The 25,419-nt window shown below is 69.6% G+C and carries 22 protein-coding genes; 15 read left to right on the top strand and 7 right to left on the bottom strand.

Features of this window, described 5'->3' with window-relative positions:
• Positions 1–165: 165 nt before the first annotated feature.
• The gene (locus JAV51_RS00740) at positions 166–2,088 is read left to right on the top strand and encodes an acyl-CoA dehydrogenase (RefSeq protein ID WP_197318622.1); all 1,923 of its coding nucleotides are present in this window, start codon (positions 166–168) and stop codon (positions 2,086–2,088) included.
• Positions 2,089–2,186: 98 nt separating this feature from the next.
• Here JAV51_RS00740 and JAV51_RS00735 read toward each other — a convergent pair whose 3' ends face one another.
• Positions 2,187–3,194, bottom strand: a complete 1,008-nt coding sequence (locus JAV51_RS00735; protein ID WP_307845700.1) for a PHB depolymerase family esterase — start codon at positions 3,192–3,194, stop codon at positions 2,187–2,189.
• A 176-nt stretch (positions 3,195–3,370) separates the two neighbouring features.
• Here JAV51_RS00735 and JAV51_RS00730 point away from each other — a divergent pair, with 176 nt between their 5' ends.
• The 4 genes from JAV51_RS00730 to JAV51_RS00715 all read left to right on the top strand — a co-directional run bounded on the left by JAV51_RS00730 (position 3,371) and on the right by JAV51_RS00715 (position 7,119).
• Positions 3,371–4,756 (top strand): 3-hydroxybutyrate oligomer hydrolase family protein, encoded by a 1,386-nt coding sequence (locus JAV51_RS00730; protein ID WP_197318621.1) that lies wholly within the window; start codon positions 3,371–3,373, stop codon positions 4,754–4,756.
• A gap of 162 nt (positions 4,757–4,918) precedes the next feature.
• A complete protein-coding gene (locus JAV51_RS00725; RefSeq protein ID WP_197318620.1) occupies positions 4,919–6,136 on the top strand; it encodes an MFS transporter in 1,218 nt (405 codons plus the stop codon).
• Positions 6,137–6,184: 48 nt separating this feature from the next.
• Positions 6,185–6,712 (top strand): GNAT family N-acetyltransferase, encoded by a 528-nt coding sequence (locus tag JAV51_RS00720; RefSeq protein ID WP_005440917.1) that lies wholly within the window; start codon positions 6,185–6,187, stop codon positions 6,710–6,712.
• Between the two features lie 80 nt (positions 6,713–6,792).
• Complete coding sequence (locus JAV51_RS00715) at positions 6,793–7,119, top strand: putative quinol monooxygenase (protein WP_005440914.1); 327 nt, start codon at positions 6,793–6,795, stop codon at positions 7,117–7,119.
• Positions 7,120–7,173: 54 nt separating this feature from the next.
• Here the strand turns inward: JAV51_RS00715 and JAV51_RS00710 are convergent, their stop codons facing one another.
• A complete protein-coding gene (locus JAV51_RS00710; RefSeq protein ID WP_197318619.1) occupies positions 7,174–7,761 on the bottom strand; it encodes a TetR/AcrR family transcriptional regulator in 588 nt (195 codons plus the stop codon).
• A 168-nt stretch (positions 7,762–7,929) separates the two neighbouring features.
• Between JAV51_RS00710 and JAV51_RS00705 the strand changes: the two genes are divergently transcribed.
• From JAV51_RS00705 to JAV51_RS00675, 7 genes are all read left to right on the top strand, one after another.
• Complete coding sequence (locus tag JAV51_RS00705; protein WP_197318618.1) at positions 7,930–9,417, top strand: aldehyde dehydrogenase family protein; 1,488 nt, start codon at positions 7,930–7,932, stop codon at positions 9,415–9,417.
• Between the two features lie 4 nt (positions 9,418–9,421).
• Entirely contained in the window at positions 9,422–11,083 is a 1,662-nt protein-coding gene (betA, locus tag JAV51_RS00700) for a choline dehydrogenase (protein WP_197318617.1), read from the top strand.
• Positions 11,080–12,705 (top strand): choline BCCT transporter BetT, encoded by a 1,626-nt coding sequence (gene betT, locus JAV51_RS00695; protein ID WP_197318616.1) that lies wholly within the window; start codon positions 11,080–11,082, stop codon positions 12,703–12,705. The genes betA and betT overlap by 4 nt, the downstream gene beginning before the upstream one ends.
• A gap of 195 nt (positions 12,706–12,900) precedes the next feature.
• Entirely contained in the window at positions 12,901–13,392 is a 492-nt protein-coding gene (locus tag JAV51_RS00690; RefSeq protein ID WP_197318615.1) for a type VII secretion target, read from the top strand.
• Entirely contained in the window at positions 13,392–14,039 is a 648-nt protein-coding gene (locus JAV51_RS00685) for a DUF3558 domain-containing protein (protein WP_197318614.1), read from the top strand. Before JAV51_RS00690 ends, JAV51_RS00685 begins: the two co-directional genes overlap by 1 nt.
• Positions 14,040–14,042: 3 nt before the next feature.
• Positions 14,043–15,395: a hypothetical protein gene (locus tag JAV51_RS00680; RefSeq protein ID WP_197318613.1), complete on the top strand. Its 1,353-nt coding sequence runs from the start codon at positions 14,043–14,045 to the stop codon at positions 15,393–15,395.
• A 2-nt stretch (positions 15,396–15,397) separates the two neighbouring features.
• On the top strand, positions 15,398–16,141 hold the full coding sequence (locus JAV51_RS00675) for an ESX secretion-associated protein EspG (protein ID WP_197318612.1): 744 nt from the start codon (positions 15,398–15,400) through the stop codon (positions 16,139–16,141).
• Positions 16,142–16,169: 28 nt separating this feature from the next.
• Here JAV51_RS00675 and JAV51_RS00670 read toward each other — a convergent pair whose 3' ends face one another.
• Complete coding sequence (locus JAV51_RS00670; RefSeq protein ID WP_307845699.1) at positions 16,170–16,853, bottom strand: hemolysin III family protein; 684 nt, start codon at positions 16,851–16,853, stop codon at positions 16,170–16,172.
• Positions 16,854–16,949: 96 nt separating this feature from the next.
• Here JAV51_RS00670 and JAV51_RS00665 point away from each other — a divergent pair, with 96 nt between their 5' ends.
• Positions 16,950–17,729 carry an isoprenyl transferase gene (locus JAV51_RS00665; RefSeq protein WP_197318611.1) on the top strand — a complete coding sequence of 260 codons (780 nt, stop codon included), beginning with the start codon at positions 16,950–16,952 and terminating at the stop codon, positions 17,727–17,729.
• A 364-nt stretch (positions 17,730–18,093) separates the two neighbouring features.
• The gene (locus tag JAV51_RS00660) at positions 18,094–19,491 is read left to right on the top strand and encodes a PhoH family protein (protein WP_197318610.1); all 1,398 of its coding nucleotides are present in this window, start codon (positions 18,094–18,096) and stop codon (positions 19,489–19,491) included.
• 263 nt (positions 19,492–19,754) lie between these two features.
• Here JAV51_RS00660 and JAV51_RS00655 read toward each other — a convergent pair whose 3' ends face one another.
• Together JAV51_RS00655 and JAV51_RS00650 are read right to left on the bottom strand one after the other, a co-directional pair.
• Positions 19,755–21,194 (bottom strand): GuaB1 family IMP dehydrogenase-related protein, encoded by a 1,440-nt coding sequence (locus tag JAV51_RS00655; protein WP_197318609.1) that lies wholly within the window; start codon positions 21,192–21,194, stop codon positions 19,755–19,757.
• Between the two features lie 11 nt (positions 21,195–21,205).
• Positions 21,206–22,759, bottom strand: coding sequence for an ATP-dependent DNA ligase (locus JAV51_RS00650; protein ID WP_197318608.1), 1,554 nt, complete (start codon positions 22,757–22,759; stop codon positions 21,206–21,208).
• 103 nt (positions 22,760–22,862) lie between these two features.
• On the opposite strand from JAV51_RS00650, the gene JAV51_RS00645 reads away from it, so the two are divergent.
• Positions 22,863–23,438: a TetR/AcrR family transcriptional regulator gene (locus JAV51_RS00645; protein ID WP_197318607.1), complete on the top strand. Its 576-nt coding sequence runs from the start codon at positions 22,863–22,865 to the stop codon at positions 23,436–23,438.
• 24 nt (positions 23,439–23,462) lie between these two features.
• Here JAV51_RS00645 and JAV51_RS00640 read toward each other — a convergent pair whose 3' ends face one another.
• The gene (locus JAV51_RS00640) at positions 23,463–23,969 is read right to left on the bottom strand and encodes a potassium channel family protein (RefSeq protein ID WP_307845698.1); all 507 of its coding nucleotides are present in this window, start codon (positions 23,967–23,969) and stop codon (positions 23,463–23,465) included.
• A gap of 37 nt (positions 23,970–24,006) precedes the next feature.
• On the bottom strand, positions 24,007–25,404 hold the full coding sequence (locus JAV51_RS00635) for a class II fumarate hydratase (protein ID WP_197318605.1): 1,398 nt from the start codon (positions 25,402–25,404) through the stop codon (positions 24,007–24,009).
• Between the last annotated feature and the right edge of the window lie 15 nt (positions 25,405–25,419).

The following is a 25,419-nucleotide window of genomic DNA, read 5'->3' as shown; positions in this document are numbered from 1 at the left end:
CTCCTGTTTGCGATTGGGAGACGGAACCTCTTCCGGATCCGGGACTGTGTAGGCGACGCGCTGTAACTCGTGCACAGAGCGAGGACACGACGGCGCAACTCGCGGACACGAGTGCAGATGATCTTCAGGCCTGCGAGAGTGGGCGGCTTCGGGCAGGCTGGGCGCATGAAGCCGTTGACCGAAGAGTTGACTCGACTGCTGGACGGGCGGTGGGCCTCGGTCCGCCGGGACGTCCGGGAGCACCTGGCCGCCGAGGCCGCGAAGGGTGCGTTCGACACGGAGAAGCTGGACGTCGCCGCCCACCGGGAGCGGATCGCGGAGCAGCTCACAGCACTCGCCGCGACCGGCCGTCCCCGGCTGGGCTTCCCCACCGAGTACGGCGGGGAGGGCGACATCGGTGCTGCCGTGGTGTCGTTCGAGATGCTCGGTTTCGGCGACCTGTCCCTCATGGTCAAGTCGGGCGTGCAGTGGGGATTGTTCGGCGGTGCCGTGCACTTGTTGGGCACCCGCGCGCACCACGACCGGTACCTGCCGGACATCATGTCCGGCGACCTGCTCGGCTGCTTCGCGATGACGGAGATCGGTCACGGCTCGGACGTGCAGAACCTGCGCACGACGGCGACCTACGACCCCGACACCGCCGAGTTCGTGGTGCACACGCCCGACCGGTCGGCGTCGAAGACCTACATCGGCAACGCGGCTCGTGACGGTCGGCTCGCCGTGGTGTTCGCCCAGCTCGTCACCGGTGGCCGCAGTCGTGGGGTGCACGCGCTGCTCGTGCCGATCCGCGACGAGCAGGGCACCGTGTTGCCCGGGGTGACGATCGAGGACTGCGGGACGAAGGCGGGGCTCAACGGCGTCGACAACGGGCGCATCGCGTTCGACCACGTGCGAGTCCCGCGAACCGCGCTGCTCAACCGCTACGGCGACGTCGCCGAGGACGGTACGTACACGAGCCCGGTCGACAGCGACGGGAAACGGTTCTTCACGATGCTCGGCACGCTGGTGCGGGGCCGGATCAGCGTCGCGGGAAGTGCGGGGAGCGCCACGAAGCGGGCGCTCGCCATCGCCGTGCACTACGCCGACCGACGCACGCAGTTCCAGGGCCAGGACGGCACCGAGGTCACGGTCCTCGACTACCTCGCGCACCAGCGGCGGCTGCTGCCCGCGCTGGCGACGACCTATGCGCTGCACTTCGCGCAGGAGGACCTGGTCGCCGAGCTGCACGACCTCCAGACCGGGACGCCGGAGGACGTCGCCGAGGCCGACGAGATCCGGCAGCGGGAGTTGGAGTCGAGTGCCGCGGGGCTCAAAGCACTCGCCACCTGGCACGCGACGAGCACCATCCAGGCCGCCCGGGAGGCGTGCGGCGGCGCCGGGTACATGGCGGAGAACGTGCTGCCCGCGTTGAAGGCCGACACCGACGTGTTCACGACGTTCGAGGGCGACAACACGGTTCTGCTCCAACTGGTGGCGAAGGGGTTGCTGACGCACTACCGCTCGCAGTTCCAGGACCTGAGTCCACTTGCGACGGCGCGTTTCGTGGCCGAGCAGTTCGTGGGCGCGGTGATCGAGCGCACGGCCGCACGGCGGGTGGTGGAGCGCATCGTCGACGCTTCACCGGTGAGCGACGACGACGAGGTGGTGTTCGACCGCGGGTGGCAGTTGAAGCTCTTCACCGACCGCGAGTCGCACGTGCTCGACGGACTCGCCAGGCGGTTGCGGGCGGCCGGGAAGGACAACGCCTTCGACGTGTTCAACGCGGCACAGGATCACGTGTTGCGCGCCGCTCGCGTGCACGTGGAGCGGGTGGTGCTCGACTCCTTCGTCGCCGCCGTCGACCGTTGCGAGGACGACGAGGCGAAGGCGTTGCTGGACAAGGTGTGCGACCTGCACGTGCTGTCCACCATCGAGGCCGATCGCGCGTGGTTCCTCGAACACGGCAGGCTCACCAGCGCGCGTGCCAAGGCCGTGGTGGCCGGGGTGAACCGGTTGTGCGGGGAGCTGCGTCCGCACGCGACGACGCTGGTGGACGCGTTCGCGATCCCGGAGCCGCTGTGGCGGGTTCCGATGCTCGACTGGGTCTGATTCGTGACGATCACCTCGTCGCTCGGCCGGTGCCCCGAGCGACGAGGTGATCACGGCGTCCCCGCGGGCCGGTGGTCACGGCCGCGTGAGCGTCGACGTCACGGCAGGTCCCACGTTTGCCCGAGGTGCCAGGCCGCGCAGACGTCCACGTCGAGCAGGTAGGCGGCGGCGGTTCCGCATTGGCCGTCGCCGCTGCCGGGGTCGACCGGTTGTCCGTGATTCATCCCGGGGACGGTGACGGTCTCGACCACGGCCCGGCCTGCCGAGTCCTCGTACACGGCGTGCGGGTATCCGGCGATGGTGTCCTCGCGGTCCGGAGTGGTGTCGGTGCCGTGGACATCGGTCCACTGTTCGACCAGCTCGCGTTGGTTGACGACGTTCACGGTGGTGTCGGCGCTGCCGTGCCAGATGCTCACCGTCGGCCAGGGACCGTCGTGGGAGCTCGCCGCGCGCACCAGATCACCCCAGACCGACGGGCTGAGGTTCTTGCCGAGGTACATACACGTGTAGGCCTCGTACAACGCCGACGAGCACCGGAACGGCAGTCCGGCCACCACGCCGCCGCCCGTGAACCGCTCCGGGTAGGTGGCGAGCAGTGCCGAGGTCATGCCACCGCCCGCCGACAGCCCCGTGGCGTACACGCGGGAGGCGTCGCCGCCCGTGGTCTGGAGCGTGTGGTCGACCATGCTGACCACCGAGGCGACCTCACCGCGGCCGCGGGTCGTGTCACCGGTGTCGAACCAGTTGAAGCACCGGTTGGCGTTGTTGAGCGTCCGCTGTTCGGGCAGGACGACACTGAACTGCCATCGGTCGGCGAGTTCCACCCAGCCGGACTGGGTGCCGTAGTCGGTGCCGTTCTGCGTGCAGCCGTGCAGGGCGACGACCACCGGCCGGTTCTCGGGAAGACCGTCGGGCACGTACTGCAACATGCGGAGGTTGCCCGGGTTGTCGCCGAAGTTCGGGACCTCCGTGACCGTGGCGGTGGGGCCGTCGGACGGCGCCGGGGTCGCCGAGGTCGTCGGTGTCGCCTGAGCGGAGATCGGTGCGGCCAGAAGTGCGGCCGTCACCACGGGAAGTAGAAGTCGTCGTCGTGCCGAACTGCTCACGGGACTCTCCTCACGTCGTTGTGATCGGCAACACGGTAGGGCGGCGCGGTGGCCTCCTGCCATATCGACGGCAGCCATAGGCGAGAGCCCGAGTGTGGTTCGTGAACACATTCCCCGTGATGATCACTTTTCCTACGGTGTCCTCACATCGGACAGCGGAACCGGAGGTCCACGTGATGCGCAGACACAGGGTCGCCACCACGGTGTTGGCGTCGTTGCTCGTCGCGGTGCCGAGTGTGGCCGGTGCGACGGTCGACGGGGACACGTCGCCGACGTGCCCGGACCGGACCCTTCGGGTGCCCGGGGCGCAGTACCAGGAGGTGACGTGTCTGGACGACCTCACCACCACCGGAACCGCGCGCACGGGTCACACCGACCCGGCCGACTGGGCGGGGCTGACCCAGGAGGCGCTGCCCGTCCCCGACGCCGTACCGGGCTTGCAGATCGACGGGTACTTCCCTGACACGTCGACCACGAACACCAACCACGGCTGGAATCACGACGCGCAGTTCGTGATCCGGCTGCCGGAAAACTGGAACGGTGGCCTCGTGGTTTCGGGAACCCCGGGCAACCGCGAGCAGTACGCCAACGACCGCGCCATCTCCGACTTCGTGCTGGCGAAGGGCTACGCGTTCGCGGCCACGGACAAGGGCAACACGGGCACCGAGTTCTTCACCGACGGCAGACGTCCGGGTGACGCGATCGCCGAGTGGAACCATCGCCTGACCGAACTCACCCGGGCGGCCAAGGCGACCGTGACCCAGCACTACCGACAACGTCCTAAGCAGACTATCGTCACCGGACTGTCCAATGCGGGCTACTTGGTGCGCTGGCAGCTGGAGAACCATCCCGAACTCTACGACGGCGGCGTGGACTGGGAGGGCACGCTGTGGTCGAAGCAGGGGCCGAACCTCGTCGAGTACCTGCCCGACGTGCTGAGGGCGTATCCGCGGTACGCCGAAGGCGGCCAGGACGCCGACGACGCCCACGCCGCGATGGTGGCGGCGGGTTTCCCCGAGGGCTCGGAGTTCCTGTGGCAGGCGCACCACGAGATCTACTGGGACCTCACCCAACGCATCTACCGCGAGGAGATCGACCCGGAGTTCGACGGTGAGCTTCAGGCCGGAATCCCGTACTGCGCGCCCGGAACGCCGTACTGCGACGCCGACTACGACTACGCGCAGCGGCCGAGGTCGGTGCAGCACGCCGTCGAGCGCATCGGGCTCACGGGCCGGATCGGCAAGCCGCTGCTGACGCTGCACGGCACGCTCGACGTGCTGCTGCCGATCAGCCAGGACTCCGACGTCTACGCCGAGATGGTGCGGGAGCAGGGGCGCGGGCACCTGCACCGCTACTACCGGATCGAGGACGGCACGCACACCGACTCATTCGTCGACCTGCACCCCGAGCGGCTGCGGGCGCTGACGCCCTGCCACCGCACAGCGTTCGAGGCGCTGGAGGCCCATCTGGAGAACGGGGCGTCGCTGCCGGACTCCGCCACGATTCCCCGCCCTGCCGACGCCACCCCGCAGGAGCTGGTGACCACCTGCGACCTGGGCTGAGGTAACCCACCCCACCGTGTCCGCAGCCTGCGCACGCGTGTCCGCACTTCCGGGACGCGTGTCCGCAGGCTGCGGACGCGTGTGTGCCGTTCCGGTACACAAATCCCGTCCGCCACGGGTGAAACGACCGTGCGCGTCGGACGGGACCACTACTCTTCGCCTATGAGCTTGGGGAGTCACTTCCGGCGGTTCTGGACCGCGGCCGTGCTCGTCAACGTCGGCGACGGCATCCGGTTGGCTGCCTTCCCGTTGCTCGCGGCGAGTCTCACCGACAGTGCCGCGTGGGTGTCGGTGGTGACGGCCGCGAGCACGGTGCCGTGGTTGGTCGCCGGTCTCGCGGCGGGATCGCTGGCCGACCGCCGGGGTGCGCGGGGCCTGATGGTCACGGCCGACGCGGTGCGGCTCGCGGTGTTGGTCGGGCTCGCGGTGCTGGTCGCCGTCGGCGCGGCGGGTGTCGCCATCGTCGCGGTGGCCGCGCTGCTGCTGGGGGTGGCGGAGACACTGCGCGACACCGCCGCGCAGACGGCGATTCCCCGCCTGGTGCCCGCCGCGTTGCTCGAACGCGCGAACGGCCGGTTGGTGGCCGGTGAGGTCGCGGGCAACGAGTTCGTCGGCCCGCTGCTCGGGGGACTGCTGTTCGGGGTCGGTGCGGCCGTGCCGTTCGTGGCGAACAGCGCGGCGACGGTGCTGGCGGTCGCGGCGGTGCTGAGCATCCCGGCCACGGTGCTGAACCTGCGGGCGCCATCGTCACCGGAGGCGCGGCCGGAGGTCGGCGCCGGAGTCCGTGCGGCCCTGTCGTGGCTGGTCCGGCAACGCGCGTTGCGCATGCTGGTGGTCGCCGGACTCGGTGTCGCCGTGGCGGACAGCGCGTGGTTCGCGGTGTTCGTCCTCTACACCGAGCAGACCTTGGAGCTCGGACCCGTGGGGTTCGGTGCGTTGCTGGCCGTCGGCGCCGTGGGAGGACTCGCGGGAGCCGTCCTGGCCGACAAGGCGGTGGCCGGCCGTCGACATCGCCTGGTGCTGGCGGTGGCCATGCTGCTGGCGGCGGCGACGCCGGTGGTGCTGCTCGTGCTGCCGACGGTGCCGGGAGCGGTCGCGGTCGTGGTGACGACCAGCGCCGCGTTCGGGCTGTTCAACGTCGTGGCCGTGTCGCTGCGGCAGCGGCTCGTTCCCGGTGACCTGCTCGGGCGCGTCACGGCCACGTGGCGCACGGTCGTGTACGGCGGCGGCGCGCTCGGGGCGTTGGCGGGTGGTGCGCTCGCCACTCAGTGGGGTTTGGACGCTCCGTTCGTGCTCTGCGGTGTGGTGGGATTGGTCGCCGCCGCGGCTTGGTTGCTCGGGTCGCGGGGGTTACCGCAGGTGTCCGGGGGCGCGGCGTGACCGGAAAAGCAGTGGAGTCGCGCGGGCGGGTTCGCGGAGACTGTCGCCATGCTCCCGACCGGTGAACTCGTCCAGCTCCGACCTCTCGAACCCGACGACGCGGACCACTTCTGGCGCTGGCACAAGGATCCCGACGTGGTTCGGTGGATGACCGGCGACTATCACCTGTCGCTGGCGCAGACTCGCGCGCGGTTCGCCGAGCGGAAGCGGAACTCGTACTCGGAACTGTCGTTCGTGGTTGAGACGCTGGCCGACGGCACGCCCATCGGCGGTGTCCGCCTGGACGGTGCCACGCCGGAGACCGCGTGTGCGGAGGTGTCCCTCTACCTCGGGAGGAAGGACTACTGGGGTCGCGGCTACGGCACCGACGCCCTGCGGACGGTGTGCCGGTACGGCTTCGACGTCATGCGGCTGCACTCCATCGTGCTGTGGGTGGTGCCGGAGAACGACGCCGCGGTGCGCCTCTACAGGAAGGTCGGGTTCCGTGAGGACGGTCGCCAGCGGGACGCGTTCCGGGGCGCCGGGCGGTGGCACGACATGATCCTCATGACGCTGCTTGAGGGGGAGCTCACCTGAGCCCTGCCCTGGGCCGTGCCGGCCGGGCGGTGAGCTCCTAGCATCGCGGATGAGTGAGTCCCTCCGACGTCAGGAGCGTCATGATTTTCATTACCGCCAAGTTTCGGATCCTTCCCGAGCACGCCGACGCGTGGCCGGAGATTTCGCGCGAGTTCACCGAGGCGACCCGCGCCGAGCCGGGCTGCCTGTGGTTCGACTGGTCGCGCAGCCTGGACGACGAGAACGAGTACGTGCTGGTGGAGGCGTTCCGGGACGACGAGGCGGGCGCGGCCCACGTGCAGTCCGACCACTTCAAGGCCGCCCAGCAGAAGTTGCCGCAGTACCTCGCCGAGACCCCGCGCATCGTGAACACCACCGTCGACCAGGACGGGTGGTCCGAGCTCGGGGAGATGGCCGTCGACCGCTGACGGCTCGTCTCGTTGCGCACCCGGCCGACCACGCGCGGTCGGCAGGGTGCGATGTCAGCTCTCTGAGCCGGCCATGCTCAGTGCGCGCCGGTACAACGCCTCCACGTCGTCGAGCTGTGGGGGTGTGGCGCCGAGTACGGCCTGCATCATCAGTCCGCAGGTGAGCGTCGCCAGGAGCTTGCCGGTCAGCGGGTCGGTGCGGGCGATGAACAGCTCGGCGAGCGCGTCGTCCCACGCGACGGCGGCGCGTCGCAGGCTGGGGCGTTGGAGCGCGAGCGCGTAGAGGTTGTACTCCGCGATCGTGTTGGCGCGCTCCTCGGTCACGGAGTCCAGCACCATCTTCGCCAGTGCCGCCGCCAGGTCCACGTCGGCGGGCAGTGTCGCGTCCCATTCCCGGAGCGCGGCGACGTTGCGGCGCGCGGCTTCGTCGAGGGCGCTCGCGATGAGGTCGTCGAGCGTGGCGAAGTGGTACGTGGTGGAGCCGAGCGGCACGCCGGCCTTCGCCGCGACGGCGCGGTGGGTGAGCGCGTTGATGCCGCGTTCGGCGATGACCGCGATGGCCGCGCGTGCGATGCGGTTGCGGCGGTCCGGGTCGTTCGGGCCCCGGGTGCGTCTGCGCGTCACGGGTTGTTGCGCGGTCATGCGTCGACCCCCCTCCCAAGCTGGTCCCGGCTATGACAACACACCACGTCAGCCGGGGTGCGAGCGCCCGGGGCTTCACTGTGTACGCAAGTACATATAACATGTACCGCCGTACACAAACGTGAGTGGTCCAAACCACGTGTCGACGGAGAGTGGGAAAACCACCTGATGAGAGACCTCTACATCGACGGCGCCTGGGTCGAGGCGACGACGACGCGCGGCGGACGGGCCGTGCTCAACCCCTACGACGCCAGCACCGTGACCACGGTGTCGGAAGCCGGTCCGGACGACGTCGACGCCGCCGTGTCGGCCGCCCGCCGCGCGTTCGACGAGGGCTCGTGGGCCGCCACTCCGGCCCGAGAGCGCGGTGACCTCCTGCGGAAGGTGGCGGAGCTGCTGCAGCGTGATCGCGAGCACATTGCCCGCCAGGAGAGCATCGACACCGGCAAGACCCTCGCCGAGGGGCGAATCGACGTGGACGACGTCACGAACGTCTTCCGCTACTACGCGAACCTGGCCGACTCCGACGCGGGACGGGTCGTCGACACCGGCGACCCCGGCGTGGTCAGCCGCATCGTCCACGAGCCCGTCGGGGTGTGCGCACTCATCGCGCCCTGGAACTACCCGCTCCTGCAGATGAGCTGGAAGGTCGCTCCCGCGCTCGCGGCGGGCAACACGATGGTGCTCAAGCCGAGCGAGCTGACCCCGCTCACCACCATGACGCTCGTGTCGCTGCTGGAGGAGGCAGGCGTCCCGCGTGGGGTGGTGAACCTCGTGCTCGGCGACGGCGCCACCGTCGGGGCGGCCATGGTGCGCCACGACGACGTCGATCTCGTGTCGTTCACCGGCGGCCTCGCCACCGGCAAGAAGATCATGGCGATGGCGGCCGAGGGCGTGAAGCGGGTCGCGTTGGAACTGGGCGGGAAGAACCCCAACGTGGTCTTCGCCGACGCCGATTTCGACACGGCCGTCGACTACGCGCTGGCCGCCGCCTTCGTCCACTCAGGACAGGTCTGTTCGGCGGGTGCGCGGCTGATCGTGCAGGACACGATCCACGACGAGTTCGTCGCCGAGCTCGGCCGCAGGGCCGACGCCATCCGGCTCGGCAACGGTCTCGACGAGACCACCGAGTGCGGTCCGCTCGTCTCGGCGGAGCATCGGGCCAAGGTTGAGCGCTACATCGAACGGTCGATCGCCGAGGGCGCGCGGCTGGTCGCCGGTGGCGGACGTCCGTCCGAACCGGAACTCGCAAACGGCTTCTTCCTGCGCCCCACCGTGTTCGCCGACTGCACTCGTGACATGACCGCGGTGCGCGAGGAAGTCTTCGGGCCCGTCGTCACGGTCGAGCGGTTCCACGACGAGGCCGAGGCGATCCGGCTCGCCAACGACACCGATTACGGCCTCGCCGGTGCCGTGTGGACGAACGACGCGTCGGTCTCCCAGCGGGTGGCGGGCGCGCTGCGGCACGGCACGGTCTGGATCAACGACTACCACCCGTATCTGCCTCAGGCCGAGTGGGGCGGGTTCGGCAAGTCGGGCATCGGGCGCGAGCTCGGCCCGACCGGCCTCGACGAGTACCGCGAGGCCAAGCACATCTACCACAACATCAACCCGGCACCGATGCGCTGGTTCTCCGGCGCGCCCAAGGAGGGATGAAGCAGTGGCACGAAGGTACGACTACATCATCGTGGGTGGTGGGTCGGCCGGGTGCGTGCTGGCCAACCGGTTGAGCGCCGACCCGTCCACCAGCGTGCTCGTGTTGGAAGCGGGTCGATCCGACTGGATCTGGGACATCCTGATCCACATGCCCGCGGCGTTGACCATGGTCATCGGCAACCCGCTGTACGACTGGCGTTACGAGTCCGAGCCCGAGCCGTACATGAACGGCCGCCGCGTCTACCACGGCCGCGGCAAGGTGCTCGGCGGGTCGAGCTCGATCAACGGCATGATCTTCCAGCGCGGCAACCCGATGGACCTCGAACGGTGGGCGTCCGACCCGGGCATGGAGACCTGGGACTACGCCCACTGCCTGCCCTACTTCAAGCGCATGGAGAACGTCCGCGCCGGTGGTGACGACTGGCGCGGCGACGACGGCCCGCTGTGGTTGGAGCGAGGCCCCGCCAAGAACCCGCTGTTCGGCGCGTTCCTCGAAGCCGCGCAGCAAGCGGGCTACCCGTTGACCGACGACGTCAACGGCTACCGCCAGGAGGGCTTCGCGGCGTTCGACCGCAACATCAAGAACGGGCGGCGCTGGTCGGCGGCGCGGGCGTATCTGCACCCGGTCAAGAAGCGCCCGAACCTCACCGTGCAGACGTTGACGCACGTCAACCAAGTGTTGTTCAACGGCACGAAGGCGATCGGCGTGTCGGCGACCCGGCTCGGCCGCAGGCCGGAGAACATCTACGGTGGCGAGGTCATCCTCTGCGGCGGCGCGATCAACACGCCGCAGCTCTTGCAGCTCTCGGGCGTGGGCGACCCGCGGCACCTCCGGCCGCTCGGCATCCCGATGGTGGCCGACCTGCCCGGCGTCGGTGAGAACCTGCAGGACCACCTCGAGGTCTACGTCCAGCACGCCTCCAAGCAGCCGGTGACGTTCAACCCCGCGCTCAAGCTGCGCAACCGGCCGAAGATCGGCCTGCAGTGGCTGCTGGGGCGCACCGGCCCGGCGGCGACGAACCACTTCGAGGCAGGCGGTTTCGTCCGAGGCAACGACGTCGTCGACTACCCGAACCTGATGTTCCACTTCCTGCCGATCGCCGTGCGCTACGACGGCACGCAGATCGACACGCCGCACGGCTATCAGGTCCACATCGGACCGATGTACTCCGACGTCCGGGGCAGCGTGAAGATCAAGTCGGTGGACCCGAAGGCGAAGCCCGCCCTGCGGTTCAACTACCTCTCCACCGAGAACGACCGCAAGGAGTGGGTCGAGGCCGTCAACGTGGCGCGGGACATCCTGAAGCAGCCCGCGCTCGACGAGTTCAACGGCGGGGAGATCTCGCCCGGACCGACGGTGCAGACCGACCAGGAGATCCTCGACTGGGTGGCCAAGGACGCCGAGACCGCCTATCACCCGTCGTGCTCGGCACGCATGGGCGTCGACGAGATGTCGGTCGTCGACCCGACCAGCATGCGCGTGCACGGCACGGAGAACCTGCGCGTCGTCGACGCCTCCGCCATGCCGTACCTCACCAACGGCAACATCTACGCGCCCGTGATGATGCTGGCCGAGAAGGCCGCCGACCTCATCCGCGGCAACACCCCGCTCCCCCCGGCCGACGTGCCGTTCTACCGCCACAAGCGGTCCGGTGATGCCCGGTGACGGTCCTGTCCGACCGTGATGATCGACGGGACGATCATCGGGCCGAGCAAGCGGAACGAGCGACCGACGGCCGAGGCGGCACCGTCAACCACGTGGTGCTGATCGGCTCGGCGGCGATCATCCTGCTGATCGCCGTCTGGGGCATCGTGGCCCCGACCCATGCGGGCGACACGATCGGTGTGGTCGTCGGCTGGGTCTCCGAGGGACTCGGCTGGTACTACATCCTCCTCGCCACGGCCTTCCTGGTGTTCGTCGTGTTCGTGGCGGCGTCCAAGTACGGCCGCATCACCCTCGGGCCCCCGGAGTCCAAGCCGGATTACGGGTTGTTCACCTGGGGAGCCATGCTGTTCGCCGCCGGGATCGGCATCGATCTGATGTTCTTCTCGGTCTCCGAACCGGTCACCCAGTACCTCGACCCGCCCGAGGGCGCGCCGGAGACGTTGCAGGCCGCGCGGGAATCCGTGGTGTGGGCGTTGTTCCACTACGGCATCACCGGCTGGGCCATGTACGCGCTGATGGGCATGACCCTCGGCTACTTCGCGTTCCGGCGCGGCCTCCCGCTGGCCATCCGCTCGGCCCTGTACCCGCTGATCGGCAAGCGGGTGCACGGCCGAGCCGGCCACGCGGTCGACATCGCGGCGGCCCTCGGCACCGTGTTCGGTATCGCCACGTCGCTGGGCATCGGGGTGGTGCAGCTCAACTTCGGGTTGAACTTCCTGTTCGGCGTCCCTCAGGGCACGGCGGCCCAGATCGGGCTCATCGCACTGGCCGTGCTGATGGCCACCGTGTCCGCGGTCTCGGGTGTGGACAAGGGCATCAAGCGGCTCTCGCAGATCAACGTGGTGCTCGCGCTGGGCCTGATGACGTACATCCTCGTCGTCGGCGATCCGGTGTACCTGCTGAACGGGCTCGTGCTCAACATCGGCGACTACCTGAGCAACTTCTCGAACCTGACGCTCAACACCTTCGCCTACGACCGGCCCACCGAGTGGCTCAACTCGTGGACGCTGTTCTTCTGGGCGTGGTGGATCGCGTGGGCGCCGTTCGTGGGACTGTTCCTGGCGAAGATCTCGCGCGGCCGCACCATCCGCCAGTTCGTGGCAGCCACGCTGATCATCCCGTTCCTGTTCACGGCCATGTTCTTGTCGGTGTTCGGCAACAGCGCGTTGAAGCTGGTGCGCGACGGCAACGCCGAGTTCGGCCGGAACGCGGTGGACGCGCCGGAGGCGGGCTTCTACACGCTGCTGGCGCAGTACCCGGGCATCACGTTCAGCGCGGGTCTCGCGACCGTGGTGGGCCTGCTGTTCTACGTCACCTCGGCCGACTCGGGGGCGCTCGTGCTGAGCAACCTCACGTCGAGGCTGCCGACGCCCACCAGCGAGTCGAAGCCGTGGCTGCGGGTGTTCTGGTCGATCGTCATCGGCCTGCTCACCCTGGGCATGCTCATCGTCGGTGGAGTGACGACGTTGCAGAACGCCACGATCGTCATGGGACTGCCGTTCTCGGTGGTCATGCTGCTGATCATGTGGGGCCTGTACAAGGCGCTGAGCTCGGAGAAGCCGGGCGAGGCGCGATTCCTGTCGGACACACCGAAGGAGGAGGCCCTGAGCAGCCGCCGATGACCCAGGACCACCGTGTCCGCGAGTTGCGCACGCGTGTTCGCACTTCCCGTACGGCCGAAGTGTGAACACGCGTGCGTCGTTCGGGGCATGGTCACGGCAGAGGGTGACGGCGAGTTTGTCCGTTCTCTGCCGGTAAGGGGGAGATGCCGCTACGATGCTCGTCGGTTGTTGCAGTGTGCAAGGGGGCGAGCACGAGTGGAAGCCAGTGGGGGAACTGGCGACGTCGCTGCCAGGGCCGCGCAGACAGGGCTGTCGGTGGCGCCGGGCGGTGCCGGACTCGTCGCGAGCATGGCGAGCTTGTGGCGAGACACGAACTTCATCGTCGGCGGCAAGGCCTCCGCGCCGGGCGCGGGAGGCGGTTTCGAACTCGACATCGACACTGCCGAGGGGCTTTACCGGGAAGCGGCGAGCCTGGCGAGGGAGTTGGATCGGCAGGTCTATGAGGCGGATCGTCTCCGCGAAACGCGCCCGCCTGCTGAGGACCCCGCAAGCGTCGGATTCAACAACGTAGGGAGTCAGGCTTTCGACGCCGGAGCTCAGCAGGTCAGGGCCGAGGCCGACTTCTATCGGGGTCTTGCATCTGCCCTGCGCAAGGCGCTTGGCATGTACCAAAGTGCTGATGAGGAAGCGGGCCGGGATGTCACGACCTCCGGTGGCGAGGACGAGTCTGGTGGGGGTTTCATCTGATGAAGCGCGTAGCTGCAATGTTGAGTGCCGGTCTTGCCGCTCTGTCGATCGCCGGTTGTTCGGAGGAGGCACCCGGGGAGGGGGCGACGTCGGAATTCTCGGTGTCCGGGACCGTCGAGCCGACCTCGCAGAGTGTTCCGAGCGGATCTGTTTTGCCGCACAGCGGTGCGCCAGCAGTTGCAAATCCGTTGCCGGAGTCGGTCTTGTCGGATCACCCGTGCGACGTGCTCACACCCGAGCAGGTGCGGGAGGCTCTGGGGTCAGGAGTTTCGACGGGCTCCCCGAGCGATCTGGAGCAGGTGGGGCCAGGTTGCGACTGGGGAAACACGGAGACCCTCGGTGGTATGCAGATCGGGTTCAGCACGGTCTCACGGGCAGGGCTCAGCGCGCAGTACGCGAATACGAAACCTCAGGTGGCAATCTTTCGTGAGCTGCCTTCTGTCGGCGGTTTCCCCGCCGTGGCCTTTAAAGCCAGTGAGAATGATCGCATTTGCACCGTCGCCGTCGGAATAGCCGACGAGTACTCGATCACGTCGACCGTCGGCTTGAGCGCCGAGAAGGAAGCCGAGGGTGTCGACTCGTGCGTTCCGGCGGAGAAGGTCGCCGAGATGGTTGTGGGGAACCTGAAGGCCAAAGCGGGGGAGTAGACGGTGGGGTTGTTCGACGGGATCGGTGGCTTCGCAGACGAGGTCGTACCGAAGATCCTGGCCGACCTAGGGGTCCTTCCGATTCACGAACTGGTTCGTCGCGTGCACGCGGGGGATGCGTCGAAATGGCACGAGGCGGTCACCACGGCCAACGAGATTGTCAACGCCCACCACGAGGCGAGTGATCGCAGCAGGAAGTTGCTGCAGGTTCTGGAAAGCTCCTGGACGGGGGCGGGCGCCGAGGCCGCCGCGCAGAAGATCCTCATGGGAGCCAGGGCGACGCAGGCATCCGCAGAGGTGTACGCCATGAACGCACGGGTGTACACCGACAGCGCCCACACGTTCGACACCATCAAGCACGAGTTGCCTCCGGTCGCGGAGAAGCCGCCGGAGCGGGGCGTGATCGACGTCCTGACGCCGTGGGACACCGACACCGAGAAGCAGATCAACCAGCACAACGCCGACGTCGAGCGGGCCCGGCAGATCTACGAGACCTACGAGCGTCACATGCAGGCGGCGCAGCAGAGCGTGGTCACGGACTTCGGCTCGCTGGGTTCCTTCGACGGTGAGCTCGGCACCATCGAGCGGGACGAGTCCGGCAACGGCGACGACGCCGGGAGCGGTATCCGTCGCTTCGACGAGCCCACGCCGTCGTCCCGTGAGAGTTCTCCGTCGTCGGTCGCGTCGGTGCCGACCGGTCAGCCGTCGTCGCCGACGTACTCGACGCCGCACGTGCCCACCTCGCCGGTGCCCAACTCGAACACCTCGGCGTCGGGATACGTGACCCCGGACGTCGGTCGGCCGCCGGCCGCGACGCCGCCGAACTACCCCACCCCGAGCATCAACCCGAACCCCAACGTCGGGCCTGGCGGCAGCAATCCGTACCAACCGCCGACCTTCGGGCCGCCCGGGACGCCGACCAATCCCGGGCCGGGGTCGGGCCCTGGGCGCGGGCCGGGTCGGTTCGCCGTCCCCGGCGGGGGTCCTGGTCCCCGCGGTGGGATGCCCGGAGGCGGGATGCCCGGAGGCGGTGCGGCTCCCGGCGGACCCGGTGTGCCCGGAGCTGGCCGCACCGTGGGCGCGGCGCCGTTCGGCCCGACCGGTGGCGGCGGTCCTGCGGGATTCGGTCCGAGTGGCCCCGGTGGAGCGGGCGCTGCAGCCGGTGCTCGTGGCGGGATGCCCATGGGTGCCATGGGAGGCGCCGGTGCCGGGCGTGGTGGTCAAGGCGGCGACGAGGAGCACCAGCGCCAGTACGTGCAGGCCACCGACGAGGCGTTCGCGCTCACCGAGAACGGCGAGGTGCTGCGTGATCCGACCACGGGCAACGTCGTCGCGCCGCCGACCATCGGAGGGTAGTCGTGACGAACACGCTGTCCCGCCCGATCGCGCTTCCTCGGGCGGTGTTGTCGCACGTCTGGGAACTGGAAGGGCTCGGCGATCCGCACCCCGTGCTGGGCGCGTCCGAGCTGTACGTGCCGCAGGATGACCGGGCCGAGTTCACCCGCAGATGCTTCCGCGAGCTGGGTGCTCTCGGCCTGGCCGACGAGGACATGCTCACCCGGGACTTCCGCGTGGTACTGCGGATCCTGGCCTCGCCCGGGCGGGAACTGCGTTGCTGGAGCACCTACGTCGACGACCCCGGCCGCGACCGGAAGTTCCTCGTCGCTGCCGCCGGAGGCGACGCGGTGGCGATGCAGGTGCGGGGTGACGCGGTGGCGATCGTGCCGGTCGACGAGCGCCGGCTCGTGGAGGAGTTCGTCGGTGAACTGCCGGAGTTCCCGCCCGCACCGGGGGCCGACCTGCACACGACACGGCAGGCCTTCGAGGTGCGGGCCGAGAACCACGACATGTTCTCCGCGACCCTGACGCCGGAGATGGAGCTGGAGCGGCAACTGAAGGCACCACGCGTGGCCGTTCACCAGGTGTACGCGGGGTGCACGGTGGACGGCACGTACCGGCGCAGTCGGCCGTTCTCCGTCGTCGACATCCGTGACGAGGGCAGGATCTGCGTGTTCGCCGACGAGCAGCAGAACCTGCACCGCGTCTCGGGGACTCCGGCCGCCTTGGTGAGGACGTTCGCGGCCGCCTGGCAGGGGTTGTAGTCGAGCGTCGCAGCGGGCGGCAGTCGGTTCAGGAGTACATCGCCAGCCAGATGGCGATGTAGTGGGTGATCGCGGCGGCGACCGTGCAGGCGTGGAAGAACTCGTGATAGCCGAAGGTCTTCGGCCAGTAGTTCGGCCACTTGGTGGCGTAGAAGACCGAGCCCAGCGTGTACAGCACGCCGCCGACGATCAGCAGCACGAGCGCCGCCACACCCGCGTTGGCTGCGAGTTCGGGCAGCACGAAGACCGCGACCCAGCCGAGCGCGACGTAGATCGGCACGCCCAGCCAGCGCGGGGCGGTGGGCCAGAGCATCTTCATCGCGACACCGACGATCGCGCCGCCCCACACCACGGCGAGCACGATGTAGCCCGTCGGCTGCGACATCGCGAGCAGCGTGAACGGCGTGTAGGTGCCCGCGATGAACAAGAAGATCATGGAGTGGTCGGCGCGCTTCATCCACTTGTACGCGCGGGGACTCCAGAGTTTCCGGTGGTACAGCGCGCTGACCCCGAACACTCCGAGCACGGTCGCGCCGTAGACGGACGTGGCCAGCGCCGCCAGCCCCGACACCGTCGAGGCGGCCAGGGCGATGAGGGTCGCGCCTGCTGCGACCGCTCCGAAGAAGCTCCAGAAGTGGATGTGGCCGCGAAGGCGGGGACGGGTGTCCACGACTGATTCCGGTCCGGTCTGCTGGTTTGTCACTGCACTCACGGACTAGAGGCTACGGAACCGTAGGTTGGTGTGCACACCGCCGGGCGCGGGAGTACAGCGAAGGTCACTCCGTCGCCAGGCGTAGTCTCCCCTGCTGTGAGTCTTCGCTCGATCCTTTCCCGCGTTGTCTACACGGTGTACTCGTGGCGGCTCAAGCAGCAGGCTGCGGGGCGGCACCCGCGCCACATCGGCATCATCCTCGACGGCAACCGTCGTTGGGCTCGCGAGGCCGGGTTCACCGACGTCAACGGTGGTCACCGCGTCGGCGCACGGAAGATCGCCGACTTCCTGACCTGGTGCCGTGAGGCCAAGGTCCAGGTCGTCACGCTGTGGCTGCTGTCGACGGACAACGTGCGCAACCGCTCGAACGAAGAGGTCGCCGCTCTCCTGGAGATCATCCCGGACGTCGTCGACGAACTCGCCAGGCCCGGCAACCCGTGGCGGTTGTCGATCGTGGGCGCGTTGGACATGCTGCCCACCGACGTCGCGGCCCGACTCACCGCCGCCGCGCAGCGTACCGACGGGCGCAACGGCATGATCGTCAACGTGGCCGTCGGCTACGGCGGTCGGCAGGAGATCGCCTACGCCGTGCGCAAGCTGCTGCGGCAGCACGCCGAGGAGGGCAAGAGCCTCGACGAGATCGCCGAGACGCTGGACGTCGACCACATCTCCGAACACCTGTACACCTCGGGGCAGCCCGACCCGGACCTCATCATCCGCACGTCCGGGGAACAGCGGCTCTCCGGCTTCCTGCTGTGGCAGTCGGCCCACTCGGAGTTCTGGTTCACGGAGGCGTACTGGCCCGCGTTCCGGAAGGTGGATTTCCTCCGCGCGTTGCGCGACTTCGCGGTACGCCATCGCCGCTTCGGCGCGTGAAACGTCGTGTGAGGACAGTGTGAACTCGCGGCGACTTCACCCGAGTGTGGTCTGGCTCGCTCACGAAACGTGAGTCGCGGGCCTGCTGATTCACCTAGCTGGCTGCCTGCGTGAAACCGGTGTCGCAGGTAGCTTCCGAAGTGGCGGCGCACGGACCCAGGTGAGTCGCCACGGGAGGCCCTGGTCGTGGCAGTGACACGTAATGCGGCGCAGCCGCACTCGACACGCACGAGGGGGCCGGCACCGGGCCCTCGTGGCCGCACGCCCTGACACCGCGAGGTGTCGGAGCGACGACCAACCAGGGCAGTGCCCGGCCCCAGCGAGTGAGGGGCGTGGTGCCGACGCCCCTGAGGGAGATGCCGTCGTGACTGCGCAGCGTGTGCCCCGAACCTCCGGCCGCTCGCCCGTCAGCGCCCCGAGCGCCGACGAAGGCTCCGACCCTGGCGACACAGGCGACCGAACGCCCCGCACCTTCGTCCTCGACACCTCGGTGTTGCTGTCGGACCCGTGGGCACTCACCCGGTTCGCCGAGCACCACGTGGTGTTGCCGATCGTCGTGATCAACGAGTTGGAGGGCAAACGGCACCACCCCGAACTCGGGTGGTTCGCGAGAGAGAGCCTGCGGTTGCTCGACGACCTGCGCCGGTCGTACGGCAGACTCGACGCGCCGGTGCCGATCGGCGACCACGGCGGCACGGTGCACGTCGAGCTGAACCACTCCGACCCGACGGTGCTCCCACCCGGGTTCCGCACCGACTCCAACGACCACCGCATCCTCGCGTGCGCGTTGAACCTCGCCATCGAACGCCCCTCGGTCACGCTGGTGACCAAGGACATCCCGCTGCGAGTCAAGGCCGGGGCCGTGGGGCTGCCCGCCGACGAGTACCGCGCCGAGGAGGTCACGCCGTCGGGGTGGACCGGCATGGCCGACCTCGACGTGCCCGCCGAGGCCATCGACGCCCTGTTCTCGTCGGGCGAGGTCGACCTCACTGATTTCGGCAGGCCCGAGGCTGCCGACCTGCCGTGCAACACGGGGTTGCGGCTGCTCGCCGGAACCACGAGCGCACTCGGCCGGATGACGCCCGAGAAGCGGGTGCGGCTCGTGCGGGGCGATCGCGAGGTGTTCGGGCTGCACGGGCGGTCGGCGGAACAGCGCATCGCGCTCGACCTGCTCATGGACCCCGACGTCGGCATCGTGTCGCTCGGCGGCCGGGCCGGCACGGGCAAGTCGGCGCTCGCGCTGTGCGCCGGTCTGGAGGCGGTGCTCGAACGCGGCATGCATCGCAAGGTGGTGGTGTTCCGGCCGCTGTACGCGGTGGGTGGGCAGGACCTGGGTTACCTGCCGGGCACCGAGAGCGAGAAGATGCAGCCCTGGGCGCAGGCGGTCTTCGACACGCTGGGCGCGCTGGTCAGTCAGGAAGTCATCGACGAGGTGTTCGACCGGGGCATGCTCGAGGTGTTGCCGCTGACGCACATCCGGGGCCGGTCGTTGCACGACGCGTTCGTGATCGTGGACGAGGCCCAGTCGCTGGAGCGCAACGTGCTGCTCACCGTGTTGTCACGGCTGGGCACTGCGTCGCGGGTCGTGATGACGCACGACGTGGCGCAGCGCGACAACCTGCGGGTGGGCAGGCACGACGGCGTCTCGGCGGTGATCGAGAAGCTGAAGGGGCATCCGTTGTTCGCGCACGTGACGTTGACGCGGTCGGAACGGTCGCCGATTGCCGCCCTCGTCACCGAGATGCTGGAGAACCACGCCTGAGCTGAGCTGAGCCGGCGTGTCCTCGGTCTGCGTCGTCGTGTCCGCGGCTCCCGTACAGGTGTTCGCACTTCCGGTACGGGAGCCGCCCACGGCGGCGCACGACGCGGGCGACACGCGGGCGCGAGGTGCGGGCGTGGGTACGCGAACTGCGGACACCAGCGTGCAGGCTGCGGACACGAGTACGCGAGGCGCGGACACGAGCGCACGAGCTGCCGACACACGTGCGTAACTCGCGGACACGCCGGGCGGGGGACCTCCTCGGGTCACCAGCCCGTCGGGAGGGGGCGGCCTTCGGCGAAGCCGGCGGGCGATTGCACGCCGAGGACGGCGCGCTCGTGGAACTCTTCCAGGTTCGCCGCTCCGGCGTACGTGCACGCGGAGCGCACGCCCGCGGTGATCGAGTCGAGGAGGTCCTCCACGCTCGGGCGCTGCGGGTCGAGCGCCATCCGGGACGACGAGATGCCCTCCTCGAACAGCGACTTGCGCGCACGTTCGTAGGCGTTGTCCGACCGAGTCCGCGCTGTCACGGCGCGCTTGGACGCCATGCCGAACGACTCCTTGTAGGGCCTGCCCTGCTCGTCGTGACGCAGGTCGCCGGGCGACTCGTAGGTGCCCGCGAACCACGAACCCACCATGGCCGCCGAGGCCCCCGCCGCGAGCGCGAGCGCCACGTCGCGCGGGTGCCGCACACCGCCATCGGCCCAGACGTGTTTGCCCAGCTCGCGGGCGGCCGCGGCGCAGTCGAGGACGGCGGAGAACTGGGGCCGTCCGACACCGGTCATCATGCGGGTCGTGCACATGGCTCCCGGGCCGACGCCCACCTTGACGACGTCCGCCCCGGCCTCGATCAGGTCGCGCGTGCCCTCGGCGGTCACCACGTTGCCCGCCACCACCGGCACCGACGGCGACAGCGAGCGCACGGCCTTGAGCGCGGCCAGCATCTTCTCCTGGTGGCCGTGAGCGGTGTCGACGACGAGGACGTCGACCCCGGCCTGCAGCAGCGCTTCGGCCTTGGCGGCGACGTCACCGTTGACCCCGAGCCCCGCGCCGATCCGCAGGCGTCCCTCGGCATCGACGGCAGGGTCGTAGATGCCCGCCCGCAGTGCGCCCACCTGGGTGAGCACGCCCGCGAGCCGGCCGTCGGTGTCGACGCCGAGCGCGAGGTTCTCGCCGCGCTCGTGCAGCCGCTCGTACACCTCGCGTGGCGGGGTGTCGAGCGGGACGGTCAGTGTCGACCGTTCGAGCACTTCGGTGAGCCGCGCGAAGCGGTCGACGCCCGCGCAGGCGGCCTCGGTGACGATGCCCAGCGGTCGGCCTTCGCCGTCGACGACGGTCACGGCGCCGTGGGCGCGCTTGCCGACGAGGTTCAACGCGTCGGCCACCGCGTCACCGGCGTGCAGCACCAGCGGCGTGTCCCACACGGTGTGCCGCTGCTTCACCCACGCGGTGATGTCGGCGACCGCCTCGGGATCGACGTCCTGCGGCAACACCACGAGGCCGCCTCGCCGCGCCACGGTCTCGGCCATACGACGGCCCGCGACGGCCGTCATGTTGGCGACGACGATCGGGATCGTGGTGCCGGTGCCGTCGACGGTGGACAGATCGACGTCGAACCGCGACTCCACCGCCGAGCGGGAGGGCAGCAGGTAGACGTCGTCGTAGGTCAGGTCGTGAGCAGGCCGGTGGCCTTCGAGGAACCGCACGAGGCTTCAGCTTAGGGCCACCGGACCGTTCGTGGCGGATTTCGGACCGGCCGATTTCCGGGAAGGAGGGCGCGGACGGCGTCGATCGTGTCGGCGTCGGCGGCGTCCTTGTCCGGCCGGTAGCGCACGACCCTGGCGAATCGCAGCGCGACGCCGCCGGGATAGCGGGTGCTGGTCTGCACGCCGTCGAGTTCGATCTCGACGACGAGTGTCGGGCGCACGGACACCGTCTGGGCGTCGCGGTGGCGCTCGTGGCGGGGCAGCTCCGCGGTCTGCCAGGCCAGGAGTTCGTCGGTGAGCCCCTTGAAGGTCTTCCCCACCATGATCGGCGGTCCGCCATCGGGGTCCCGAGCCCCGAGATGGAGGTTCGACAGGTAGCCGCGACGGCGGCCGTGGCCCCACTCGGCACCGAGGACGACGAGGTCGAGCGTGTGCACCGGTTTCACCTTCAACCAGGCCCGGCCTCGTCTGCCCGCCGCGTAGGGGGAGTCGAGATCCTTCACGACGATGCCCTCGTGTCCGGCCGCCAGGGCCGCGGCGAGGATCGAGTCCGGGTCCTCGGGGTCGAATTCGCCGGGGACGAGGTGGTCACCGGCGACGTCGCGCAGTGCCGACCGACGGTCGCGCAGGGGCGCGTCGAGCAGGTCCTGGCCGTCGAGATGCAGGCAGTCGAAGAAGTACGGCCGCAGCAGCAGGGCATGGACTTGTTCGTCCCGTGTGCTGCCGAAGCGGGCCATTGTCTCCTGGAACGGGCGCGGTCGGCCGTCGTCGGTGAGCGCCAGGGTTTCGCCGTCGAGCACGACGGACGAGCACGGCAGGCCGCGGACGAGGTCGGTGAGTTCGCGGACGTGCGGGGTGACGTCGCGGAGGGTGCGCGTGAAGACCGACACCTCGTCGCCCTGGCGATGGACCTGGATGCGGGCACCGTCGAGCTTGTACTCGACGGACACGGAGGCGAGCGCGTCGAGAGCGTCGTCCAGTGACTCCGCGGGCGATGCCAGCATCGGGCGCAGCGGTCTGCCGAGCTCGATGCGGAACGCCTCCAACGCGGTGACGCCGCCGGACAGGGCGGCGCGGGCGGTGTCGGGCAGCCGTCCCGAGAGCATGAACGCCCGGCGCACCGCGGCGGCCGGGACGTGGGCGGCGGTGGCGACGGCCTCCACCATGACGCCCTCCAAGGCGCCCTGCCGCAGTTCTCCGGTGAGCAGGCGGACGAGGAAGTCCTGTTCGGCTGCCGTGGCCCGCGAGAGCAGGGAACGCAGTCGTCGCGCGCGGAGGTCGGCCGACCCGCTGCCAGTCGTGGCGGCGAGGTCGCCGAGCGCCCGATCGACGTCGCCGACGGTCAGCTCCGGTTCGGCCGCCGGAGGTGTGCGCACCTGGACGAGGGTGCGCCAGCCGACACCGATCCTGCCCTGCGTGGGCGTTCCCGTGAGGAAGGCGACGGCGGCGGCGAGTTCGTCGGCGGGAGCGCCGCTCAACAGTTCGGCGAGCAGGGCGGTCTTGGCCCGGCGGGAGCGGGTCGCCGAGAGGTCGGCGGAGGCGGTGACGACGTCGTGGAGCCGCATACCGCCATCGTCGCCCCGATCGGGGCCACCGCGCCGGACGAGCGCGTCGCCGGGCTCCGACCCCGTGCCGACGCCGGTAAACCGATCGGTATACCGTCGAGGCATGACGGAGGACCTCGCGCTGACCCCGGCCGCCGAGCGGGTGCTCGACGTGGCGAGCCGGCTCTTCTACGAGAACGGCATCCACGTCGTCGGTGTCGAGACGATCGCGAGCGAGGCCGGGGTCACCAAGAAGACCCTCTACGACCGGTTCGGGTCGAAGGACGCCCTGGTCGCGCAGTACCTGAAACGCAGCGACGAGCGGTATCGCGCCCACGTCCGTGCGGTCGTCGAGCGCCGGGGCCGGATCGCGCCCGCCAACAGGCTGCTGCTGATCTTCGACGCCCTGGAGGAGTGGATCGCGACGGAGAACCCGCGCGGTTGTCCCTTCGTCAACGCGCAGGCGGAGCTGCCCGACGCCGCGCATCCGGGTCGTGAGGTGATTCGCGAGCAGAAGCAGTGGTTGCTGGACTACCTGCGTGCGCTGGCGCGCGACACCGGGGTGCGGAATCCTCGCAAGCTCGCGACGTCGCTGCTGACGTTGCTCGAAGGCGCCACGGTCACCGCGTCGCTCGGCATCGTGCCGGGCGCGGTCGGCACCGCCAAGGACGTCGCCCGCCAGCTCGTCGGGGCGAACTGACCGGCCGCCCAGCGCGCCGTCGGCTCACCCGTCGCCGTGGCCGTGTCGGCGGGAGGAGACGGACGCGGCCCCGAGCAGGACGCGGGCGATGAGTCCCACCGCGACCAGCCCGAACACCATCTGCAGCGTCGTCACCACCCGCGCCGTGGTGCTGACCGGGGCGATGTCGCCGATCCCGACGGTCGCGAAGACCGTCACCGTGAAGTACAGCGCGTCCACGCGGTCGATCGGTTCGGTGAACGCGGCGGCGTCCACGCGGCCCAACGCGGCGTAGGTCAGCGCGAAGACGACGAGCAGCAGCGGCACCGTCAGCCCCAGCGCCTCGACGACTCGCAGCCGCGGTGTGGGCGAGGCGAGGACGGCCAGGACCTGGCGCACGCACACCACTGCCCACACCGCGAGCGAGATCGTCAGCCAGATCCAGGTCGCGGGGTCGGCGCGCTCCAACGGCACGAGGAAGTACCCGACCACCAGCAACGCGGCCGAGACCACGGATCTGGTCAGCGAGGCGGCCACCGCGCGGCGTCCCACGCGGAGACCCTCCTCGCCCGCACCGGACATGACCTGTTCAGCGCGTCCCGCGCGCCATCCTGAGCACGTCGAGCGCCTCGTCGAGCTGTTGTTCGGTGAGCGCGCCGTTGGCCACGTGACCTCGCTCGATCACGACGTCGCGGATCGGACGCAGCTCGGCCAGCGCCTGCTTGGCCACCGCCGCAGCCTCCTCGTAGCCGAGGTAGGCGTTCAACGGCGTGACGATCGAGGGCGAGCCCTCGGCGTATGCCCGCGCCGTCTCCACGTTGACGGTCATGCCCGCGATCACCTTGTCGGCGAGCAGCCGCGACACGGCGCTGAGCAGGCGCGCCGATTCGAGCACGTTGCGCGCGATCACGGGGAGGTTGACGTTGAGCTGGAAGTTGCCCTGCGCACCCGCGAAGGCCACGGCCGCGTCGTTGCCGATGACCTGGGCGACGACCTGCAACGTCGCCTCGCAGATCACCGGGTTGACCTTGCCCGGCATGATCGAGGACCCCGGTTGCAGGTCGGGAAGCGCGACCTCGGCCAAGCCCGTGCGGGGTCCGGAGCCCAACCACCGCAGGTCGTTGGCGATCTTGTTGAGGGACACGGCCACCGTGCGGAGGTGCCCGGAGGTCTCCACCACGCCGTCCTGGGCGGCTTGAGCCTCGAAGTGGTCCCGTGCCTCGGTGAGGGGAAGTCCCGTGACGTTGGCGAGTTCGTCGGCCACGGCGGAGCCGAACCCGGCAGGAGCGTTCAGGCCGGAACCGACCGCGGTGCCGCCGATCGGCAACTCGGCGAGTCGCGGAAGACCGCTGCGGAGCCGCTCGATGCCGAACCGCACTTGCGCCGCCCACGCGCCGGCCTCCTGCCCGAACGTGATCGGCACGGCGTCCATCAGGTGCGTGCGCCCCGACTTCACGACGTCCTGCCACTCGGAGGCGCGCCGCTCGATGGTCGTCGCCAGGTGGTCCAGAGCGGGGATCACGTCGTTCAGCACGGCTTCCGTCGCGGCGATGCGGATGCTCGTGGGGAAGGTGTCGTTGGACGACTGGGACGCGTTGACGTGGTCGTTCGGGTGCACGTCCCGACCCAGGGCCCGGGAGGCGAGCGTCGCGATGACCTCGTTGGCGTTCATGTTGGACGACGTCCCGGAACCGGTCTGGAACACGTCGATGGGGAAGTGGTCGTCGTGCTTGCCCTCGGCGACCTCGTCGGCGGCGGCGGCCACCGCGGCGGCGATGTCGCCGTCCAGCACCCCCAGGCGCGCGTTGACCCGCGCGGCGGCGGCTTTCAGCAGTCCCAGCGCCCGGATCTGCGAGCGTTCCAGACCACGCCCGGAGATCGGGAAGTTCTCGACGGCCCGTTGGGTCTGCGCGCGGTACAGCGCGTCGACGGGGACGGCGACCTCACCCATGGTGTCGCGCTCGATCCGGTACTCCTGTTCAGCCATATCGCCAGTCTGGCC

This window comes from Saccharomonospora sp. NB11, assembly GCF_015910535.1.
Taxonomy (GTDB): domain Bacteria; phylum Actinomycetota; class Actinomycetes; order Mycobacteriales; family Pseudonocardiaceae; genus Saccharomonospora.
Note: the sequence above shows the minus strand (reverse complement) of the source record. Positions and strands in the feature narration are given on the sequence as shown.